Consider the following 20,873-nt stretch of genomic DNA (forward strand, 5'->3'; position numbering starts at 1 on the left):
CGCGGCGGAGCGGAGGGCGTACCGGAAACCGGTTTTTGGTCTGGGGTGTTGTCGGGGTTACCGATCGTGAACGAGCCCGCGATTCTGGTGAGGGTCCCGGAACGCATGATGAGCTTGCGGTCACCGTGAGTGATGTGATGACTTGTACTGTGACAGCGGTCATGCGGGACGTTAAGCTACTCGCGAGTAACAAGCTCATTCCTTGAACGCGTTCATGGTCGGCATACGTGGAGACACTCACCTTCACGTTTTCCGCCGTAGGTCCGGCAACGTCGCTAGAACTGCACGGGAGTCGATTGATGATCATTGGTGTTCTCGGGGAGTCCCGCCCCGGTGAGACTCGGGTGGCGGCGACACCCGCGACCGTGGGCCAGTTGCTCAAGCTCGGATATGAGGTCGTGGTGGAGCCCGGGGCGGGGCGGCGGTCGTCGTTCGCCGACGAGGCCTACGCCGAGGCCGGCGCGACGCTCGGCGATCCCTACCAGGCCGACATCCTCTTCACGATCAACGCGCCGGAGCCGGCCCGGCTGGACCGGCTGCGGCCAGGGGCGACGCTGATCGGCGTCTTCAACCCGCGGCTCGACGAGGACCTGGTCCGCGAGTTCGCCCGGCGGCCGATCACCGTGCTGTCGATGGACGCGGTGCCGCGGATCTCCCGGGCGCAGTCGCTGGACGTGCTCTCCTCGATGGCGAACATCGCCGGTTACCGCGCGGTGATCGAGGCGGCGCACGCGTTCGGGCGGTTCTTCACCGGCCAGGTGACCGCGGCCGGCAAGGTTCCGCCGGCGAAGGTGCTGGTGGCCGGCGTCGGCGTGGCCGGGCTCGCGGCGATCGGCGCGGCCGGCAGCCTGGGCGCGATCGTCCGGGCCACCGACCCCCGGCCCGAGGTGGCCGACCAGGTCAAGTCGCTCGGCGGGGAGTACCTCGCGGTGCAGGCGGCGGACGTCGAGGTCTCCTCGACCGGGTACGCCAAGGAGATGTCCGACGACTACAACGAGCGGGCCGCCCGGCTCTACGCCGAGCAGTGCACCGACGTGGACATCGTGATCACCACCGCGCTGATCCCCGGCCGGCCGGCTCCCCGGCTGATCACCGAGCGGATGGTGGCCAGCATGAAACCGGGCAGCGTGATCGTCGACATGGCCGCCGCCAACGGCGGGAACGTCGAAGGCACCGTCCCCGGCGAGGCGGTCACCACCGCGAACGGCGTGACCATCATCGGGTACACCGACCTGGCCGGCCGGCTGCCCGCGCAGGCGTCCCAGCTCTACGGCACCAACCTGGTGAACCTGATGAAGCTGATGACGCCGGAACGCGACGGCACCCTGGTGCTCGACTTCGAGGACACCGTGCAGCGCTCGATCACCGTCGTCCGCGACGGCGAACTGACCTGGCCGCCGCCTCCCGTGGCGGTCTCGGCGGCCCCGGCTCCGGCCCCGGCGGCTCCCGCGGCGGTGGCCGCGCCGAAGGCTTCGTCGTCCGCGGCGCCGCGCCGGGACCTGGTGTTCGTCGGCGCCGGCGCGGCCGTGCTGTTCGTGCTGGCGGCGCTCGCGCCGCCGACGCTGCGCGGCCACCTCACGGTCTTCGCGCTGGCCATCGTGATCGGTTACTACGTCATCGGGCACGTGCACCACGCGCTGCACACGCCGCTGATGTCGGTGACCAACGCGATCTCCGGGATCATCGTGGTCGGCGCGCTGCTCCAGCTCGGGCACGGCGGCCCGGTGGTGACCGCGCTGTCGTTCATCGCCATCCTGCTGGCCAGCATCAACGTCTTCGGTGGCTTCGCGGTGACCCGCCGCATGCTCGCCATGTTCACCAGGAGCTGACCGGATGACCATCGAAACCGCGGCCCAGGCGGCGTATCTCGTCGCGGCCCTGCTCTTCATCCTGGCGCTGGCCGGCCTGTCCCGGCACGAGAGCGCCCGGTTCGGCAACCTCTTCGGCATCCTCGGCATGGCGCTGGCGCTGGTCGCGACCGTGGCGCTGGCCGTGGTCGGCGACCTGAGCGGCACCGGCCTGGCCCTGCTGCTGGTGGCCACCGGCATCGGCGCCACGATCGGCCTGTACCGGGCCGGCAAGGTCGAGATGACCGGGATGCCGGAACTCATCGCGCTGCTGCACAGCTTCGTCGGCCTGGCCGCGGTGCTGGTCGGCTGGAACGGATACCTGCACGTCGAGGCCGACCCGGACGGCGCCGAGGCGACCGCGCTGGCCGCCGGAAAACTGCTCGGGATCCACAGCGCCGAGGTGTTCATCGGGGTGTTCATCGGCGCGGTCACCTTCACCGGGTCGATCGTCGCCTTCCTCAAACTGTCCGCCCGGATGAAGTCGCGGCCGCTGATGCTGCCCGGCAAGAACCTGCTCAACGTGGGCGCGCTGGTCGCCTTCGGGGCGCTGACCGTCTGGTTCGTGATCGACCCGTCGCTGTGGCTGCTGATCGCGGTGACCGGGATCGCGCTGCTGCTCGGCTGGCACCTGGTCGCCTCGATCGGCGGCGGCGACATGCCGGTCGTGGTGTCCATGCTGAACAGTTACTCCGGGTGGGCGGCGGCGGCCTCCGGCTTCCTGCTCTCCAACGACCTGCTGATCGTGACCGGGGCGCTGGTCGGGTCGTCCGGCGCCTACCTGTCGTACATCATGTGCAAGGCGATGAACCGGTCGTTCCTGTCGGTGATCGCCGGCGGTTTCGGCATCGAGGCCGGCCCGTCCGACGACACCGACTACGGCGAACACCGGGAGGTGCAGGCGGACGAGGTCGCCAAGATGCTCGCCACCGCCGAATCGGTGATCATCACGCCGGGCTACGGGATGGCTGTCGCCCAGGCGCAGTACGGCGTCGCCGAGCTCACCCGCAAGCTCCGGGACAAGGGCGTCGACGTCCGGTTCGGCATCCACCCGGTCGCCGGCCGGCTGCCCGGGCACATGAACGTGCTGCTCGCCGAGGCGAAGGTGCCGTACGACGTGGTCCTGGAGATGGACGAGATCAACGACGACTTCGCCCGGACCGCGGTGGTGCTGGTGATCGGCGCCAACGACACGGTCAACCCGGCGGCCACCGAGGACCCGGCCAGCCCGATCGCCGGCATGCCGGTGCTGAAGGTCTGGGAGGCCGGCGAGGTGATCATCTTCAAGCGGTCGATGGCGTCCGGCTACGCCGGCGTGCAGAACCCGCTCTTCTTCCGGGAGAACAGCGCGATGCTCTTCGGCGACGCCAAGGAGCGGGTGAACGACATCCTGCGCTCCTTCTGACCACCATCCCCACGGATCATTCTTCGGTACGACTCCGGCTCCCGTGGTGGTCGGCTCGCGAGGCCCGGCCCCCACCGGGCCGCCACGCGGCTCGTGCGGGCTCGCTGTCCCTTCCGGGTGCACCCGGGCCGCGTTCCGGAATCCGCTGACACCCGGCCGGATTCCGGAACGCGCAGCGGACCCGCACGAGCCGCGCAGCGGTCGTGCGGGAGGCGGGCCTCGCGAGCCGGCTGCCACGGGAGCCGGAGTCGTACCGGAAAAGGAACCGGAAACGGGCGAGTGACGCCGCGGCAGCGAGGATGGTTCGCGGCCGCGCGGACCGGTAGCGTGCCGGGCATGCAGCCCGTGACCAAGCTGGAGCGCCGGGTGGTGAAGGCTGCCGAGGAGGCCCTGGCGCGGCAGCGTTACGTGAGCCCGCTGGATGTGCTGACCGGGATGGGGTGGGTGCCGGGCGGGCGGGTGACGGACTGGCGGCAGGGACGGGCGGCATGCCTGGAGGCGGTCGCGGCGGTGTCACCCGATCGGCTGGCCGACGCGCTGGAGGTCTTCCATCGGTGGGTGGCGAGCCAGGGCCTGGTGTCCAGCGAGGTGGATCACCTGGCGGCCACCCGGGACCGGCGGGTGTTGCGGTTCACCGAGGCCGGTGATCCGGCGGTGGAGTCGGCGTACCGGACGCACTGGACGGCGGCCGACCTGCCGGAGCGGCAGCGGGAGCGGATCACCACCCGGCAGAGCAAGCCGCCGGACCTGGTGGTGGTGCTGCCCCTGAAGGACTTCGTCTGCGCCGGCTGCGGCACCACCGGCGGCGACATGCTGATCATGGAAGACGCCGGGCCGATCTGTCTCGTCTGCGCGGACTTCGATCACCTGCTGTTCCTGCCGGCCGGCGACGCGACGCTGACCCGGCGGGCGAAAAAGGCCAGCCGGCTCTCCGCGGTGGTGGTGCGGTTCAGTCGTACCCGTAAGCGGTATGAACGGCAGGGGCTGCTGGTCGAGCAGGCCGCGGTGGAGCAGGCCGAGCAGCAGTGCCTGTCCGACGAGGAGGCCCGGGCCCGGCGCCGGGAGCGGGACCGGGAGCGGCGTGAGGCGGCCGACGAGGTGTTCCAGCAGAAGCTGGCCGAGGAGATCGGCCGGCTGTTCCCGGGCTGTCCGCCGGCCCGGGCGGCGGCGATCGGCCGGCACGCCGGCGCCCGGAGCAGTGGCCGGGTCGGCCGCAGCGCCGCCGGCCAGGCGCTCGATCCGGACGCGGTGACCCGGGCCGTGGTGGCCTCGGTGCGGCACGAGGACACGCCGTACGACGAGCTGCTGATGGCCGGGGTGCCCCGCGAGGAGGCCCGGGCCCGGATCCGCCACGACATCGACGTGGTCCTCGACCGCTGGCGAGCGGGATAGATAACGATCTCTCAGTTCGGACAGAATCGCGGCCATGAGCGATCACGCCGCGACAGTGCGCGACTACGACCTGTTCACCCCCGAGGCGATGACCGACCCGGACGGCTTCCTGCACCGGGTGCGTGCCGAGAGCCCGCTCGCCTGGCTGCCCCAGCTCGACGCCTACCTGCTCACCCGGTACGCCGACGTCAACGCCGCGCTCCGGGACAAGCGGATGGACAGCGCCAACATGGCCCGCGTCCTGCAGCGCCTGACCCCCGCCGAGCAGGAGGAGCTGGCCCCGGTCCGGCGCTCCATCGAGATGTGGATGGGGCACACCGTCCCGGCCGACCACGTCCGCTTCCAGCAGCTGCTCAAGCGGTACTTCACCCCGGCCATGGTGGACCGGCTGCGCCCCCGGGTCCGCGAGTTCACCCACGAGCTGCTCGACGCGGTCGCCCCGAAGGGCCGGATGGACGTGGTCCGCGACCTGGCCTACCCCCTCCCGGCGAACGTGATCGCCGAGCTGCTCGGCATGCCGGTCAGTGACCGCGAGCAGCTGCAGGCGTGGTCCCGCGACATCGTCCCGGTCTTCGGCAACGGTGACGTGCAGCAGCTCCGGGCGGCCCAGCGCAGCATGCTGGAGATGCACGACTACCTGCGGGTCATCGCGGCGGACCGGCGCCGGGAGCCGCGCGAGGACGTGCTCAGCATGTTCGTCGCCGCCGAGGCCGAGGGCATCGTCACCGAGGACGAGGCGGTCGCCAACTGCGTGCTGCTGCTCTTCGCCGGCCACGAGACCACCGCGAACCTGATCGCGAACGGGCTGGTGCTGCTCTTCGACCACCCGGACCAGCTGGCCGAGCTGCGGGCCGACCCGGACCTGACCCCGCGCGCCGTCGAGGAGATGCTGCGCTGCGACGGCCCGGCCGGGGTGATCGGCCGGGTCGCCACCGAGCCGGTCCAGCTGGCCGGGCACACCGTGCCGGCCGGGAAACACATCTACCTGGCGCTGATGGCGGCGAACCGGGACCCGGCCGTCTTCCCCGACCCGGACGTCTTCGACATCACCCGGGAACGCAACCGGCACCTCAGCTTCGGGATGGGCACCTACTACTGCCTGGGCGCGGCGCTGGCCCGGATGGAGACCGACGAGTGCCTGCGGATCCTGCTCGACCGGTGCCCCGGCCTGCGGCCCGACTACGAGGTGCCGGACTGGCAGCCGAGCATGCCGATCGGCCACCGGCTGGCCTCCCTCCCGGTCACCTTCTAGCCCGGCCGGTCGCCTTCCGGCCGGGCCGGTTGCCGTGGGTCGGCATCATGGGCGGATGTCTGTCGGCGGAGGGTGGCTCGCGTCCGGGCGGGGCCAGGGTGCGGTGCTCGCGGCGCTGCTGGTGGTGACGCTGGCCGGGGTGCTGATCGTGCGGCACGACCCGGCGGACGACGACTTCCCGCGGCCGGTCGATCCCTGGGGTTCCGCCGGGATCACCGACCCGGTGATCACGGTGTGGGCCGAGCACGGCCGGACCCGTGTCGACGTCGACGTGAGCACCCGCCTCCCGCTCGGCGGCCCGGGTGACCGGAGCGGGTTCGGCCGCCGGGTCGCGAAAATCGCCTGGCGGGTCCACCGCGGACCGATGGATCTGCTGGTGGTGGGCGGCGCGAAGTGGGAGCGGGCGCAGCTGGAGCACGCCTTCGGCGCCCGGCCGGCCGGGCTGGACCAGGGGCAGGCGCCGCCCGGCCCGCCGGTCGCCGCCCGCGACGGCGCGTTCCACGACTTCCCGGCCCGGGACGTGGCCGCCGCCGAGGAATGGCAGCGGCGGCTGCTCACCGAGATCGGCCGGGACCACCTCGGGGTGCCGGCCACGGTGGCCCGCGCCGAGGACCCGGCCGGCTGCTACGACGGGCTGTTCGGCGGCATCTTCGGCGAGAGCGCGACCGGTCAGTTCCAGGTGCGCGTCGAGTTGGACCTGACCCTGCCCGGCGACGACGGCCCCGAGGCCCGGCTGCCGCGGCTCGCCGACCACCTGGCCGGGCTGGGCCTGCGGGTCCGCACCGACTCGCTGGACACCGGCCTGCCGGACGTGTGGGCCCGGTTCGGCGAGGAGGGCCGGATGAGCGTGACGGTCACCGACGCGGCCCCGGGCATGCCGCCGCACCTCCTGATCGGAACGAGCAGCGACTGCGTCGACCGGTGAGCGGCGCGGGCTGCTCGGGCCGGTCGCGACGGTGCTCACCGCGTACCCCAACGGGGTTGTGATCGGGGTCTCAGGGCAGGTCGAACGGGAGCTTGATGCCCTGCAAGGCGTCCTTGCACGGACAGGCGCGCTCGGCCGGCAGCCTGGTGACCGCGTCCAGCAGCACGTCGCGGAGGCGGGCGGTGTTCTCCGCGAAGACTCCGAAGACCTCCTCCTGGGTGACGCCGTGGTCGCCCTCGACGCCCGCGTCCAGGTCGGTCACCAGGGCGATGGTGGTGTAGCAGAGGGCCAGCTCGCGGGCCAGGACCGCTTCCGGGTGACCGGTCATGTTCACGATCGTGCCGCCGATCGAGGTGAACCAGCGGGACTCGGCGCGGGTGGAGAAGCGCGGGCCCTCGACGACGACCATGGTGCCGCCGTCGACCGCGTTCACCCGGGCGGCGGAATTCAGCACCGCGGCGCGGCCGTCCGGACAGTACGGATCGGCGAACGACACGTGCACCGCGCCGGTGTCGTAGAACGTCTGCTCCCGGCCGCTGGTCCGGTCGATCAGCTGGTCCGGCACCACGAACGTGCCCGGCCCCAGCTCGGGCCGCAGGCCGCCGACCGCGCACGGCGCGATGATCTGCCGCACCCCGAGGGAGCGCAGCGCCCACAGGTTCGCCCGATAGGGGATCTTGTGCGGCGGAAAGCGGTGATCACGCCCGTGCCGGGGCAGGAAGGCGACCCGGCGCCCGGAAACCGACGCCACCGTGATCTTGTCGGATGGCGGACCGTACGGCGTCGCCACCTCGTGTTCAATGGCGCCGTCCAGGAGTGCGTACAGCCCGGATCCGCCGATGACGCCGATCTCTGCTGCCGGGGGTGACGGGTTCATGTGCAGACCTTATCGGTGGCCGGAAAGTCGGGCTAATGTGCTGAGCATGGCGTTGACGTCGAACGGACGGCAGGTGTCTCGTGTTCGGTGAGGGACAGCGGATCGGAGGCCGGTCGGTGGAGTCGATGACCGGTCAGCTGCTGGTTGCCACGCCGACCCTCAAAGACCCCAACTTCGACCGGACCGTCGTGCTGCTCGTCGCCCACGAGCAGGGCGGCGCGCTGGGTGTGGTGCTGAACCGGGCCACCGAGGTCCCGGTCGCCGAGGTGCTGGGCAACTGGGGTGAGCTGGCCGGCGACCCGGCGGTGCTCTTCGAGGGCGGCCCGGTGCAGCCCGAGTCGGCCATCTGCCTGGCCCGCACCCGCCCCGAGGTGAAAAGGCGGGTGACCGGTTTTCATCCGGTCGCCGGCTCGCTCGGCACCCTCGACCTGTCCGCCGACCCGGAGCGCCTGCGCGACAACGTGGCCGGCATCCGCGTCTTCGCGGGCTACTCCGGCTGGTCGGCGGGCCAGCTGGAGGAGGAGATCGCGGCCGGCTCCTGGTTCGTCTTCGACGCCCTGCCCGGCGACCCGTTCGTCGAGCGCCCGGACGACCTGTGGGCCATGGTCCTGCGCCGCCAGGGCGACATCCTGGCCGCCGTCGCCCACTTCCCCCCGGACGTCTCGCTGAACTGAGGGGGTGCTGCGAGGGCCCCCGGAGGGGTGTGTAGTATTTCCAGCGTGCCCGGGGGAAACGCCGGGGACACCGGAAAGATGCAGTGCAAGGGGCTGTGGCGCAGCTGGTAGCGCACCACACTGGCAGTGTGGGGGTCAGGGGTTCGAGTCCCCTCAGCTCCACCCTTGATAAACGCCCGGACTTCGGTCCGGGCGTTCTTGTTTGTGCCAGATCACTTCCGTCCTGCTCCCGAGCGTGTCGAGGGCGGCGGCGATGGCCTTGGCCTCGATCCCGGCCGGCGTGTTGATGGATCATGGCAGCCCGGGTGCTGCAGTGGCCGATCCGGGCCATCAGCTCGCGCGAGCGGCGTCGCCCGGGCGTGGCCGCCCGTCGACCCGGACCGGTGCGGGCTGGTCCGCCCGCCGTCGCCGCAGACGCCCGCCCGGGTTCCGAAAGTTTCGGAACTTCCGGTATTCACGCTGCTACTGGCTGGCCATCAGGCAACAATCCCGTATCACGATGGGACCGGATAGTGGCCACGAGCTGCCGATACATTCGCGTCCGTTGCGGAAGATCAACTCGATATTTCCGAACTATTTCCGGAAGTTGTTGACAAGCCGAGGCTGAGGGGTCAGGATCGCGCAATGACAGGCTTCGATAGCTGTCATCCCCGCCGCGGGTGCCATGTCGATGCACGGTGATGGCCGTCGTCATCGCCGGCACATCCCCGATCCGGGGTGGTCGTGCCCGTGGAGCCGCTCCCTGCCCCCATCAGGAGGACGCACTCAGATGACCGCAGATCTCGCTTCCCCCAACCGCCGCAGGCGCGGCCGCCTCCGCCTGCTGGCCGGCGCCGCCTGTGCCGTGGCGATGACCGTCTCCGGGGTTCTGACCGCCGGTGCCGCGCACGCCGAGGCTGACCGGACCGTCAGCTCGAACACCACCGGAACCCACAACGGTTACTACTTCTCGTTCTGGAAGGACAGTGGCAACGCGAGCATGACGCTGCGCGCCGACGGCCGGTATACCAGCAGCTGGGACCGCAGCACCAACAACTGGGTCGGCGGCAAGGGCTGGGCCACCGGCAGCCGCCGGACCGTCACCTACTCGGGCAGCTACAACCCGGGCAACAACAACACCTACCTCGCCCTGTACGGCTGGACGCGCAGCCCGCTCATCGAGTACTACATCGTCGAGAACTACGGCAGCTACAACCCGAGCACCGGCGCCCAGCGGCTGGGTACGGTCACCACCGACGGCGGCACGTACGACATCCTGCGCACCCAGCGGGTCAACCAGCCGTCGATCGACGGCACCGCGACGTTCTACCAGTACTGGAGCGTCCGCCAGCAGAAGCGCAGCAGCGGCACCATCACCACCGCCAACCACTTCGACGCCTGGGCGCGTGCCGGCCTGAACCTCGGCACGAGCTGGGCCTACCAGATCATGGCCACCGAGGGCTACCAGAGCCAGGGCAGCTCCGACATCACCGTTCGGGAAGGCAGCGGCGGCAACCCGACCACGCCCTCCAGCGGGCCGACGCAGAACCCCGGCGGCAACTGCACCGCCGTCCTCTCCGCCGGCCAGCAGTTCGGCGACCGGTTCAACCTCAACGTCGCGGTGCAGAACGCCAGCAACTGGACCGTCACGCTGAACCTCAACGGCGGCCAGAGCCTGCAGAACAGCTGGAACGCCTCGGTCAGCGGCACGACGGGCACCGTTACCGCCCGGCCGAACGGTAGCGGCAACAACTTCGGCGTGACGATCATGGCCAACGGCAACTGGACCTGGCCGACGGTCACCTGCCGGACGAGCTGACCGGCTTCTGGATCGAGTTCTCACCAGCAGCCGGCCTGAGTGGCCACCGGCCACCATGCCGCGGGAACGCCCGGACTCCGGTCCGGGCGTTCCTGTTCGTCCGGGATCGCCTGGGCCGCTCGCCGGCTCACCCGGCGGGTGAGCGGTCGGCGACGAACCAGGCCCCTCGGGTCGGCGACGCGGGGGAAGGCGGTCCGGACCGCCGTCAGGCGGCCGGGTGGCGGCGGCTGATCAGCTCCTGCAGCTCGGTGACCAGCTGCCGCGGGGAGAGCGGCTTGGACAGGTAGCCGTCCGCGCCGGAGATCAGGCCGGCGTCCACGTCGTAGGCGTGGTTGTTGCCGGAGACCATCAGGATCGCCATGTCCTTGATCGCCGGGTTGCTGCGGGCCAGCTGGCACAGCTCCATGCCGTTCATGGCCGGCATCCGGACGTCGGTGATCATGCCGATCGGCTTGGCGACGGTGAGGATCCGGGCGGCGGTGTGCCCGTCCTTGGCGCCGAGCGCCCGGAAACCGGCCGCCTCCAGGCTGACGGTGAGCATGTCGCGCACGTCGGCGTCATCGTCGGCGATCAGGATCAGGTTCTCGTTCATGGCACTCCTCCTCCGCGTGGACCTTCCTGATCGGCAGCCCGGCGCGCGACGGCAGAACTCTCCGGTTGCGGTCCCGGAGCGGCCTCTGCCCTGCGCAGAAGAATGCGGCAGTCATCGCCGTCACTGGGCAGAATCCGGCAATGGTCACCTTTTCCCTGCAGGCGAAGCCCGACGACGCGGCCGGCTGGCTCGACCTGGCCCGCCGTGCCGAGGCCGCCGGATTCCACACCCTCTACACCCCCGACCACCCGGGCAGCTGCACCTCGCCGTTCGTGGCCCTGGCCGCGGCCGCCGCGGTGACCAGCACCCTGCGCCTCGGGTCGTACGTGGTGAACGCCGGCGTCCGCGAGCCGATCCTGATCGCCGCCGACGTGGCCACCCTGGACGTGGTCTCCGGGGGCCGGGCGGTCTTCGGGGTCGGGGCCGGGCACACCCCGGCCGAGTGGGCCGCCGTCGGGCGGGAACGCCCGGGCGTCAAGGAGCGGGTGGACCACTGCATCGCGGTGGCCGAGGCGACCATGCGGCTGCTGGCCGGCGACGGCATGACGTCGCCGCGCCCGGTGCAGGAGCGGGTGCCGCTGCTCTTCGGCGGCGGCAACACCCGGCTGCTGCGCTGGGCCGCCGGACAGGCCGACCTGATCGGGCTCTCCGGGCTGGGCCGCACCCTCGCCGACGGGCACGAGCACACCGCGCGGTTCCACCCGGAGCAGGTGGACCGGCAGGTGGAGCTGGCCGGCGGGACACCGGTCGAGGTGCTGGCCCATTACGTCGAGGTGACCGCGGACGCCGGGGCGACGTACGCGAAATGGGCCGTGGACGCCGAGATCTCCGAGGCGGAGATGGCGGTGACGCCGTATGCGCTGGCCGGCACCGAGAGTGAGATCCGGGCGAAGCTTGCGGAGAGCGAACGCCGGTGGGGGATCACCCGGTACGCGGTGCGCCGCCCGGCCTTCGACATCGCGGCCACGCTGATGGCGGCATGAGTCCGGCCGGGCCGCCGGACGGGCGGCCCGGCCGGTGCCGGTTCACTGGGTGGTGGTGACCACCGTGCTGGTCGTGGTGGTCTTGCGGAAGGCGACCAGGGTGAGCGACAGCTCCGCGGTGCCGTCGTCGGCGTAGTTCAGGCCGGCCGACTGGATCAGCACCGCCCGCGGCTGGGTGTTCTGCAGCTGCTGCACGAACGTGCTGATCCGCTCGACCTTGCCGGTGGCGCTGAGCGTGATCGGCAGCTCCTCGACCGTGCCGACGGTGTCCGACTTGGAGCGGCCGGAGGCGGTGTACGCGCTGACGTCCACCTCCAGGTTCGAGCCGAGGCTCTGCAACTGGCGCAGGAAGGCCGGGATGCCGTCCTCGGTGGGCAGCGCCGCCTCGAACCGCGCCTTGTCGGCCTGGTACTCGGCCAGGTTCTCGTTGTCCACCTTCAGGTCGGCCAGCCGCTTGCGCAGCTGGGCGAGCTGGGCGGTGGTGTCCTCGACCTGGCCGCGCATGTCGGAGGCCTCGGCGTACTTGGGCTTGATCATGAGGAACCAGCCGGCCACGATCAGCACGACGATCAGGGCCAGACCGCCGAAGAGCCAGATGCGGTCGGAGCGGAGCCCGCTCATCAGTTACCTCCGGACGTGCAGTCGGTCTCGCCCCACTGGCCGCAGAACGCCTTGTCGGTGATCGAGAGGTTCAGGCTGAAGGTGACACCCTTGTCGGTGCTGGTGCCCTTCTCGTCGTCGGAGCCGGAGACGCTCGAGACGAACGGGTCGGCGAGACCCTTCTTCTCCAGCTTGAGCAGGCCCTCGATGTACTTGGCGACCGCCTTCTTGTCCTTCGCGGTGCCGCTGACCGAGAGCTGACCGACGGCGCCGTCGCTGGTCGCCGCGCCGGTCTGCCCACTGGCCCCGGCCAGCATGCCGCTGATCTCGGTGACCTCCGCGCCGGCGTCCTCGCCGGTGGTCCGCACCAGGTCGAGCACGCCCTGCCAGGACAGGTCGCTGGCCATCAGCTTGGCCAGCTCGCCGGAGAACACCGTGTTGGCGTTCTTGGTCTGGTTCAGCTCGGTGTACTTGGTCTGCTGCTTCTGCACCGTGGCGACCTGCCGGGTGACGTCCTCGAAGTCCGCCTCGGCGGTCTTCTTCAACGAGGCCGCCTGCCAGTACCAGCCGCTGAGCGCGCCGACCACCAGCAGCGCGGTGATGATCACGGCGGTCCGGGTGCGCCGGGCCCGCCGGCCGTCGGTGATCTCCTGCGGCAGCAGGTTGGCGCGGATGCCGAGCACCCGGGTGGCCTGCTGCGGGGAGACCGACGGGTCCAGCGGCATCAGGGCGGTGGTGCTCATCGCGCCACCTCCGCTGCGCTCCGGCGGCGCGATGAGCTCGAAACTGTACTCATCGATTCGCTCGCAAGCTCGCTCATCGGCCCGCTCCCAGGGTGAGGCCGATCGACACGGCAGCCGACGGCACGAAACTGTCGAACCCGCGCTCCCGGGCCCGGCGGGTGTCGCGCAGGCGGGAAGTGCTGTCCGCGTACATCACCGCGATGCCGAGCTGCTCCTGCAGGTGCTCGGCGAGGCCGGGCATCAGCGCGCCGCCGCCGGACAGCGACAGGCGGGTGACCTGCTTCTGCCGTTCGCCGGAGGCCAGGTAGGTGAACGAGCTGCGCAGTTCGCTGGCGAGCGGGCGGACCGCGTCGGTGAGCGCGGCCACGCTGTCCGGGGTGCCGTCGCCGTGCAGGCCGTACCGGCACTTGAGCTCCTCGGCCTGGGCGGCCGGGATGCCGAGCCGGGTGGCGATGCTGTCGGTGATCTCCGAGCCGCCGCGCGGCAGGGTCCGGACGAACAGCGGCTCACCGTCGGCGTGCACCACCACGCTGGTGATGTCGGCGCCGATGTCGACGATCGCCTCGACCTGGGCGTCCAGCCGGGAGGCGGCGCGCAGCAGGGCGAACGAGGCCAGGTCGACGCCGGTCACGTGCAGGCCGGCCTTCTCCACCGCCTGCACCAGGTCGACCACCGCGTCCCTGGGCATGGCGATCAGCAGGCCGCGGACGGTCGGGTTGTTGCCCGGCTGCTCCAGCGGGTAGAAGTCGAGCAGCGCCCGCTCGACGGCCAGCGGCAGCTGGTCCTTGACCTGGAAGGGCAGCGCCTGACGCATCTGCGCGGCCGGCAGGTTGGCGATCGACATCTCGCGGACCACCAGCTGCGGGTTGGTCACCCCGAGGTGCACCCGCTTGGTGCCGAACCGGGACGCCGCCCAGAGCTGCTTGAGCGAGCTGGTCACGGTCAGCGGGTCCTGCACCACGCCGCCGTGCACGGTGCCCGGGGCGAGCGGGATCTGCCCGAAGTTGGTCAGCGTGTAGTCATCCTTGGTGCGGCGGACCTCCACGGCCCGGATCGAGGACGAGCCGATGTCCAGCCCGATCGGTGTTGCGCCAGCCATCGGTCTTTCCTTTCTGTCCGGGGACGTCTCTACGGCTATCGGTCAGTACGGGGCGGAGGTGAGCAGGTTGGCGTACCAGTCGCCGATCGGCGCCGCGGCGAACACCGCGAGGAACGCGCCGGCCAGCATGTACGGCCCGAACGGGACCCGGCTCTTGCGTCCGGCGGCCCGGGTCAGCAGCAGCGCGGCGCCGGCCAGGCCGCCGAGCAGGAAACCGCCGAACGCGCCGATCGCCACCGCGCTCCAGCCCAGCCAGCCGAGGTAGAAGCCGAGCAGTGGGGCGAGCTTGACGTCGCCGCCGCCCATTCCCCAGAGCGCCAGCAGGCGGTAGAGCAGGTAGAGCAGGGCCGCGGCGAGCGCGCCGCGGAGCAGGGCGGCCGGGTCGCCGGCCAGCAGGGCGGCCGGGACCAGCAGGGCGGCGGCCACCGCGTACGAGGGAAGGACGATCTTGTCGGGGAGCCGCATCACGTCCAGGTCGATCAGCGCCAGGGCGATCGCGACGGCGGCCAGGTAGAGGTATCCGGGCAGCGCCCAGGACCAGCCGAACCGGGCGGCCACCGCGACGAACAGGGCGGCGGTGCCGGCCTCGACGAGCGGGTAGCGGGCGCTGATCGGGGTGGCGCAGTCGGCGCACCGGCCGCGCAACATCAGCCAGCCGAGGACCGGGACGTTGTGCCGGCTGCGGACCGCGTGCCCGCAGTTCGGGCAGTGCGAGCCGGGGTGGACCAGCGACTCGTCGCGGGGCACCCGGTGGATCACCACGTTCAGGAACGAGCCGATGGCGAGCCCGAGCACGCCGACGACGACCAGCAGCGGGAGAAGTGGCATGTCGGGCTCCTTTCCTCACGTGGAGCGGGTGGCGCCACCGAGGTGGCGCCACCCGTCATGGTGTTGCGGTGACCGTTATCCGGTTCAGCAGCCGGTCGAGGTGGGGTTGACGCCGCTGGTCGCGGTCTGCACCGAGCCGCCGTCCTTGCTGCGGTAGACGTAGATCTTGCCGCTGCCGCCGGTGTTCTTGGCGCAGATGGTGTAGTCGCTGGCCGAGTTCAGGACGTAGGTCAGCTGGGTCTTGTCGGAGACGGTGATCGAGCCGACCTTGTTGTTGCCGCTGTCCTTCAGGTCGATCGACGAGACGGTGGTGGCCGCCGAGCCGGTGCCGCTGATGCTGCTGAGCGCGCCGGACGGGTAGGTGTTGCCGTTGCTCGTGTAGAACTGCTCGATCGCGCTGATCGCGCCACGGACGTCGGACTGCGCCGACTTGTCGGCCGCGCCCTGACGGTAGTTCAGGTAGACCGGCACGGCGATCGCGACCAGGACGCCGATGATGACCACCACGACCAGGAGCTCGATCAGGGTGAAGCCCTTGTCGTCGTCCTTCTTGGCGAGGATGTCGTCGCGCTTGACGGTCAGGCGGTCGATGACGTTCTGCATGGGGATTGCCTCCATAGGCATACAGGGGTGGAGCGGGGAAGGGAGAGCCGGCAGTCGGGAGCGGCCGGGTGGTGCGGTGCGTGCCGCGTCGCACGCCAGGGAGGAGCAGATTCGGTCAGCTCGACTGGATGTTCTGGTAGACCGTGAACATCGGCAGGTAGAGGCAGACGACCATGCCACCGACGACCGCGCCCATGATGAGCACCATGATCGGTTCGATCGAGGCGGCCAGGGACTCGGCGGCGGAGTCGACTTCCCTGTCGTAGAAGTCGGCAACCTTGTCGAGCATCTGACTGATCTGACCGCTCTCTTCCCCGACCTCGATCATCTGGTTGACCATCTCGGGGAAAATCTTGTGGTGCCGCATCGCCGTGGACATCGGCTGGCCGTCCCGGACGGTGGCCTGGATGTCCTGCATGGCGATGTTGATCACCTCGTTGCCGGTGGTCTCGCCGACCACCGCGAGGGCCTGCATGACCGGCACGCCGACGTTCAGCAGCAGGCCGAGGTTCCGGGAGAACCGGCTCATCGCCAGCTTCTGGAACAGCGAACCGAAGACCGGCATCCGCAGCTTGACCTTGTCCACCTTGAGGCGGAAGTCGGCGCTGCTGCGGAGCTGCCGCTTGTAGCCGAACGCCGTGCCGAAGCCGGCGACCAGCGCCAGCGGCCCGATCCACCACATGTTGTGGCTGGTGGTGACCAGGAACTGGGTGATCCCGGGCAGCTCGCCGCCGAGGCTCTTGAACATCCCCTCAAAGATCGGGACGATGAAGATCAACATCGCCGCGATCAGGACGAAGGTGAAGCCCAGAACGATCGCCGGGTAGGTCAGCGCACTCTTGATCTTGCCGCGGAGCGCGGTGTCCTTCTCCAAGCTGTCGGCGATCTGCTCGAGAGCCCGGTCGATCATGCCGCCGGTCTCGCCGGCCCGGATCATCGCGACCATCAGCCGCGGGAAGACCCGGTCGTGCTTGGCCATCGACGCCGACAACCCGCCGCCGGCCGCCACGTCGGTGCGTACCTCGCCGATCGCCTTCTTCAGCGGCGGCGACGAGGTCTGCTCCTCCATGATCGAGAGCGAGCGCAGCAGCGACATGCCGGACGAGGTCATGGTGGCGAACTGGCGGGCGAAGACCGCCAGGTCCTTGAGCTTGACCCGGTTGCCCAGGCCGGGGATCTTCAGCTCGCGCTGCAGACCCTGACCGGCCTCGACCAGGCCGAGCGGCACCTCGCCACGCTGCTTGAGCATGTGCGTGGCGGCTGCCTCGTTCGGGGCCTCGATGGTCCCCTTCGACTTCTTGCCCGAGGCGTCGATGGTGTTGTAGGTGAAAGTCTTGTTCGCGCTCACGGTCAGCTCCGTCCGACGAGCCGTTTGAGCTCCTCCGGAGAGTGGCTGATCTCCAGAGCGGTCTGCATGGTGATCACGCCTTCGCGCACTTTCTCGGCCAGGTGCTGGTCGAAGGCGAGCATGCCCTCGTTGCTGCCGGCCTGCATGAAGGACGGGATCTGGTGCGACTTGCCCTCCCGGATGAGGCTCCGGATGGCCGGTGTCGCGCTGAGGATCTCGCAGATCACCGCTCGGCCCTTGCCGTCCGCGCGGGGCGCCAGCGCCTGGGTGACCACACCCTGGAGACTGGCCGCCAGCTGCGCGCGGATCTGCAACTGCTGGTGCGGCGGGAAGATGTCGATGATCCGGTCGATGGTCTGGGTGGCGCTCTGCGTGTGCAGCGTCGCCATCACCAGGTGGCCGGTCTCGGCGGCGGTCAGCGCCGTCGCCGTGGTGGTCAGGTCACGCAGCTCGCCGACCAGGATGATGTCCGGGTCCTGGCGCAGCGCGTGCTTGAGCGCGCTGGCGAAGGTCTCGGTGTCGGCGCCCACCTCCCGCTGGTTCACGATGCTGCGCTTGTGCGGGTGGAGGAACTCGATCGGGTCCTCGATGGTGATGATGTGGTCGGCGCGGCTGCGGTTGGCCAGGTCGAGCAGCGAGGCCAGGGTGGTGGTCTTGCCGGACCCGGTCGGGCCGGTGACCAGCACCAGGCCGCGCGGCAGGTGGGCGAACCGGCCCACCGACTCCGGCATGCCCAGCTCGTCCAGCGGCTTGATCTTGTGCGGGATGGCCCGGAAGACCGCGCCGCACGAGGTGCGCTGCCGGTAGAGGTTGCCGCGGAACCGGGAGACCCCGACGATGCTGTGCGCGAAGTCCATCTCCTGCTCGCGCTCGAACGCCTCCCACTGCAGCGGGGTGACCGCCGCGCGGGCGAGCAGCTCGGTGTCCGAGGCGTTCAGCTTGCCGTACCCGGGGACCGGCCGCAGCGACCCGTCGACCCGCATCATCGGCGGGGAGCCCACCGTCAGGTGCAGGTCCGAGCCGCGCGATTCGACCAGCGTGATCAGCAACTGGTCGAGCACGGCGAGGTCATCCGCGGTGGCGGCCGTCGCCGGCTGCCGCACCTCGTGCTCGATCGTGTTCACTGTTCCGGCCCTCTCGTTCGCGTTCCGACGCTTGTTGATTCGGCACCGCGGGGACCGGGTTTAGTAGCGATACGGGTGCCGTCAGACTGCTACTCGGGACACCTCGCGCACCGAGGTCAGCCCGCCCGCCGCCTTGGCCAGGCCGTCGGCCCGCAGCTCGTACATCCCCTGGGCGAGCGCGACCTCGCGGATCTCGCCGGCCGCGGCCCGCTGGATGCACAGCGACTCGATCTCCGGGCTGATCGGCATCACCTCGTGCAGCGCGATCCGGCCCTTGTACCCGGTGTTCGCGCAGTTGCGGCAGCCCACCGGCCGGTACAGCACCTGTGGGAAGGCGAGGTCCTGCAGCGGCCAGCGGGCGCCCAGCACCTCCTCCTCGGTCGGCTGGTACGCCTCCTTGCACCAGTCGCAGAGCCGCCGCGCCAGCCGCTGGGCCAGCACGCAGTCCAGCGACGAGCCGACCAGGAACGGCTCGATGCCCATCTCGGTGAGCCGGGTGACCGCGCCCGGCGCGTCGTTGGTGTGCAGCGTGGAGAGCAGCAGGTGACCGGTGAGCGCCGCCTCGACGGCGATCTGCGCGGTGGTGCCGTCCCGGATCTCGCCGATCAGCACCACGTCCGGGTCGGACCGCAGGATGGCCGGCAGCACCGCGGCGAAGGTCAGCCCGGCCTTGGCGTTCACCTGCACCTGGTTGATCCCGCGCAGCCGGTACTCGACCGGGTCCTCGATGGTGATCACGTTGACTTCCGGCTTGCTGATCCGGCCGAGCGTGGCGTAGAGCGTGGTCGACTTGCCGGACCCGGTCGGGCCGGTGACCAGCACCATCCCGTGCGGCTTGCTGAACGACTCCTCGAACCGGCGCAGGTTGTGCTCGGTGAACCCGAGTTTGCGCAGGTCCAGGTCGATGCCGCCGGTGTCGAGCACGCGCAGCACGATCTTCTCGCCCCACACCGTGGGCAGCGTGGCGGTACGCAGGTCCACCGTCCGGTCCCGGATCAGCGCGGTGATCCGGCCGTTCTGCGGTACCCGCTTCTCGGTGATGTCGACGCCCGACATGATCTTGATGCGGGAGGTGAGCGCGGCCATCACGCCGCGCGGGACGATGTCCACCTCGTGCAGCACGCCGTCGATCCGGTACCGCACCCGCATGTCCTCCTCGGTCGGCTCCAGGTGCAGGTCCGAGGCGCGGTTCATCACCGCCTGCTCGATCAGGCTGTTCACGTACCGGACGATCGGGGCGTCGTCGGTGCTGGTCTGCTGCGCGGCCATGCCGGCCGAGTCGCCGGTCGCGGCGTCCGCCAGGTCGCCGAGGTCGCTGTCCTCACGCTGCAGCTTCTCGATGATCCGGCGGACCTCGCTGCGGGCCACCACCACCGGGCGTACCGTCATCCCGGTCGCCGCCCGGACGTCGTCCAGCGCCACCACGTCGGCCGGGTCGGTCACGCCGACCACCAGCTCGCCGTCGGTGATCGCCAGGCCGAGCACCCGGTGCCGGAGCACCACCGGCAGCGGGATCCGCTTCAGCGCGGTCGGGTCCGGGGTGAAGCCGACCAGGTCCAGGGTGTTGATCCCGAACGCCGCCGCGGCCGCCTGGGTCAGCTGCTCCTCGGTGACCACCTGATCGTTGATCAGCACCGCGCGCACCGGCCGGCCGCTGCGCTGTGCCTCCTCGGCCGCGGCATCGACCGCGTGCGGGTCGATCCCGATCTGCTTCAGGGCATCGAGCAGAGGCCGGAAGGTCTGGTCCATGAAGTCCTCAAGTGCGGCGGCACAGGGTATACACCCCTCCATCGGACATCCCGGCCCAAAACTTAGTGGCGAAAGGTCCGGCGATACGCCGACGGCGCCACCCCGATGGTGGCGTGCAGGTGCTGCCGCAGCGCGGTGGCGCTGCCCAGCCCGGCCCGCCGGGCCACCACGTCCACGCCCAGGTCGGTCGACTCGAGCAGCAGCCGGGCGTGCTCCACCCGCTGCCGCAGCAGCCACTGGCGCGGGCTCGACCCGGTCTCGTCGCGGAACCGGCGGGTGAAGGTGCGCACGCTCATCCGGGCGTGCCCGGCCATCTCCTCCAGGGTGACCGGCTCGCTCAGCCGGTCCAGGACCCAGGCCCGGGTCGGCTCGGTGCCGGTCCCGGCGGCGGCCGGGACCGGGCGCTCGATGTACTGCGCCTGACCGCCGTCCCGCCACGGCGGCACCACGCACCGGCGGGCCGCCCGGTTGGCCACCTCGGCGCCGTGATCGGAGCGGACCAGGTGCAGGCAGAGGTCCACCCCGGCGCCGACCCCGGCCGAGGTGAGCACGTCGCCGTCGTCGACGAAGAGCACGTCGAAATCCCAGTCGACCCGGGGATAGAGCCCACCGATCCGCTTCGCCCAGGCCCAGTGGGTGGCGGCCGGGCGGCCGTCGAGCAGGCCGGCCGCGGCGAGCACCGAGGCGCCGGTGCAGATCGACACGATCCGGGCGCCGCGCGCGGCCGCGGCGAGCAGCACCTCGCGGACCGGCTCGGGCAGCGTGCCGTCGGTGACCGGGCCGCCGGTGTGGATGCCGGGCACCAGCACGGTGTCCGCCCGGGCCACCGCGGCGAGGTCGTGGTCCGGCGTCACCGTGAAGCCGGCCTCGGTGCGCACCGGGCCCTCGCCGCAGAACAGCAGCTCGTAGAGCCGGTTCCGGTCGGGGTCGCGGGAGGCGCCGAACACCTGGGCGGGGACGCCCAGATCGAACGGGACGACACCGTCGAGGACGAGGACCGCGATGACATGCATGGCTCGATTCTTGCGCATGAT

At 70.8% G+C, this 20,873-nt stretch carries 19 protein-coding genes and 1 tRNA gene; 9 read left to right on the forward strand and 11 right to left on the reverse strand.

Annotated features, from left to right (window positions below; all coding sequences use genetic code 11):
• Positions 1 to 299 precede the first annotated feature (299 nt).
• The 5 genes from BJY16_RS13165 (at position 300) to BJY16_RS13185 (ending at position 6,821) form a co-directional block, all read left to right on the forward strand.
• Positions 300 to 1,829, forward strand: a complete 1,530-nt coding sequence (locus BJY16_RS13165; protein ID WP_185039739.1) for a Re/Si-specific NAD(P)(+) transhydrogenase subunit alpha — start codon at positions 300 to 302, stop codon at positions 1,827 to 1,829.
• Positions 1,830 to 1,833: 4 nt separating this feature from the next.
• Positions 1,834 to 3,252, forward strand: coding sequence for a Re/Si-specific NAD(P)(+) transhydrogenase subunit beta (gene pntB, locus BJY16_RS13170; protein WP_185039740.1), 1,419 nt, complete (start codon positions 1,834 to 1,836; stop codon positions 3,250 to 3,252).
• Between the two features lie 336 nt (positions 3,253 to 3,588).
• Positions 3,589 to 4,644: a DUF2293 domain-containing protein gene (locus tag BJY16_RS48380; protein ID WP_185039741.1), complete on the forward strand. Its 1,056-nt coding sequence runs from the start codon at positions 3,589 to 3,591 to the stop codon at positions 4,642 to 4,644.
• Between the two features lie 34 nt (positions 4,645 to 4,678).
• The gene (locus BJY16_RS13180; protein ID WP_185039742.1) at positions 4,679 to 5,896 is read left to right on the forward strand and encodes a cytochrome P450; all 1,218 of its coding nucleotides are present in this window, start codon (positions 4,679 to 4,681) and stop codon (positions 5,894 to 5,896) included.
• Between the two features lie 55 nt (positions 5,897 to 5,951).
• The gene (locus BJY16_RS13185) at positions 5,952 to 6,821 is read left to right on the forward strand and encodes a hypothetical protein (protein WP_185039743.1); all 870 of its coding nucleotides are present in this window, start codon (positions 5,952 to 5,954) and stop codon (positions 6,819 to 6,821) included.
• A gap of 70 nt (positions 6,822 to 6,891) precedes the next feature.
• Here the strand turns inward: BJY16_RS13185 and BJY16_RS13190 are convergent, their stop codons facing one another.
• Entirely contained in the window at positions 6,892 to 7,698 is an 807-nt protein-coding gene (locus tag BJY16_RS13190) for an S-methyl-5'-thioadenosine phosphorylase (protein ID WP_185039744.1), read from the reverse strand.
• 125 nt (positions 7,699 to 7,823) lie between these two features.
• Between BJY16_RS13190 and BJY16_RS13195 the strand changes: the two genes are divergently transcribed.
• The 3 genes from BJY16_RS13195 to BJY16_RS13205 all read left to right on the forward strand — a co-directional run bounded on the left by BJY16_RS13195 (position 7,824) and on the right by BJY16_RS13205 (position 10,170).
• On the forward strand, positions 7,824 to 8,372 hold the full coding sequence (locus BJY16_RS13195; protein WP_185039745.1) for a YqgE/AlgH family protein: 549 nt from the start codon (positions 7,824 to 7,826) through the stop codon (positions 8,370 to 8,372).
• 89 nt (positions 8,373 to 8,461) lie between these two features.
• A tRNA-Ala gene (locus BJY16_RS13200) sits at positions 8,462 to 8,534 on the forward strand.
• Positions 8,535 to 9,141: 607 nt separating this feature from the next.
• Positions 9,142 to 10,170: a glycoside hydrolase family 11 protein gene (locus tag BJY16_RS13205; protein WP_185039746.1), complete on the forward strand. Its 1,029-nt coding sequence runs from the start codon at positions 9,142 to 9,144 to the stop codon at positions 10,168 to 10,170.
• Positions 10,171 to 10,375: 205 nt separating this feature from the next.
• Here BJY16_RS13205 and BJY16_RS13210 read toward each other — a convergent pair whose 3' ends face one another.
• The gene (locus BJY16_RS13210; protein WP_185039747.1) at positions 10,376 to 10,762 is read right to left on the reverse strand and encodes a response regulator transcription factor; all 387 of its coding nucleotides are present in this window, start codon (positions 10,760 to 10,762) and stop codon (positions 10,376 to 10,378) included.
• Between the two features lie 140 nt (positions 10,763 to 10,902).
• Between BJY16_RS13210 and BJY16_RS13215 the strand changes: the two genes are divergently transcribed.
• Positions 10,903 to 11,745: an LLM class flavin-dependent oxidoreductase gene (locus BJY16_RS13215; RefSeq protein WP_185039748.1), complete on the forward strand. Its 843-nt coding sequence runs from the start codon at positions 10,903 to 10,905 to the stop codon at positions 11,743 to 11,745.
• A gap of 42 nt (positions 11,746 to 11,787) precedes the next feature.
• Here the strand turns inward: BJY16_RS13215 and BJY16_RS13220 are convergent, their stop codons facing one another.
• From BJY16_RS13220 to BJY16_RS13260, 9 genes are all read right to left on the reverse strand, one after another.
• On the reverse strand, positions 11,788 to 12,366 hold the full coding sequence (locus BJY16_RS13220; RefSeq protein WP_185039749.1) for a type IV pilus inner membrane component PilO: 579 nt from the start codon (positions 12,364 to 12,366) through the stop codon (positions 11,788 to 11,790).
• On the reverse strand, positions 12,366 to 13,088 hold the full coding sequence (locus BJY16_RS13225) for a PilN domain-containing protein (RefSeq protein ID WP_185039750.1): 723 nt from the start codon (positions 13,086 to 13,088) through the stop codon (positions 12,366 to 12,368). The genes BJY16_RS13220 and BJY16_RS13225 overlap by 1 nt, the downstream gene beginning before the upstream one ends.
• Positions 13,089 to 13,161: 73 nt before the next feature.
• Positions 13,162 to 14,187 carry a type IV pilus assembly protein PilM gene (gene pilM, locus BJY16_RS13230; RefSeq protein ID WP_185039751.1) on the reverse strand — a complete coding sequence of 342 codons (1,026 nt, stop codon included), beginning with the start codon at positions 14,185 to 14,187 and terminating at the stop codon, positions 13,162 to 13,164.
• Positions 14,188 to 14,229: 42 nt separating this feature from the next.
• Positions 14,230 to 15,015, reverse strand: a complete 786-nt coding sequence (locus BJY16_RS13235) for a prepilin peptidase (protein WP_185039752.1) — start codon at positions 15,013 to 15,015, stop codon at positions 14,230 to 14,232.
• Positions 15,016 to 15,099: 84 nt separating this feature from the next.
• A complete protein-coding gene (locus tag BJY16_RS13240) occupies positions 15,100 to 15,618 on the reverse strand; it encodes a type II secretion system protein (RefSeq protein ID WP_185039753.1) in 519 nt (172 codons plus the stop codon).
• A gap of 115 nt (positions 15,619 to 15,733) precedes the next feature.
• Positions 15,734 to 16,966 (reverse strand): type II secretion system F family protein, encoded by a 1,233-nt coding sequence (locus BJY16_RS13245; RefSeq protein WP_185039754.1) that lies wholly within the window; start codon positions 16,964 to 16,966, stop codon positions 15,734 to 15,736.
• 2 nt (positions 16,967 to 16,968) lie between these two features.
• Positions 16,969 to 18,090 carry a type IV pilus twitching motility protein PilT gene (locus tag BJY16_RS13250; protein ID WP_185039755.1) on the reverse strand — a complete coding sequence of 374 codons (1,122 nt, stop codon included), beginning with the start codon at positions 18,088 to 18,090 and terminating at the stop codon, positions 16,969 to 16,971.
• A gap of 81 nt (positions 18,091 to 18,171) precedes the next feature.
• Positions 18,172 to 19,839, reverse strand: a complete 1,668-nt coding sequence (locus BJY16_RS13255) for a GspE/PulE family protein (RefSeq protein ID WP_185039756.1) — start codon at positions 19,837 to 19,839, stop codon at positions 18,172 to 18,174.
• 62 nt (positions 19,840 to 19,901) lie between these two features.
• Positions 19,902 to 20,870 carry a GlxA family transcriptional regulator gene (locus BJY16_RS13260; RefSeq protein WP_185039757.1) on the reverse strand — a complete coding sequence of 323 codons (969 nt, stop codon included), beginning with the start codon at positions 20,868 to 20,870 and terminating at the stop codon, positions 19,902 to 19,904.
• Positions 20,871 to 20,873: the final 3 nt, after the last annotated feature.

This window comes from Actinoplanes octamycinicus, assembly GCF_014205225.1.
Taxonomy (GTDB): Bacteria; Actinomycetota; Actinomycetes; order Mycobacteriales; family Micromonosporaceae; genus Actinoplanes; species Actinoplanes octamycinicus.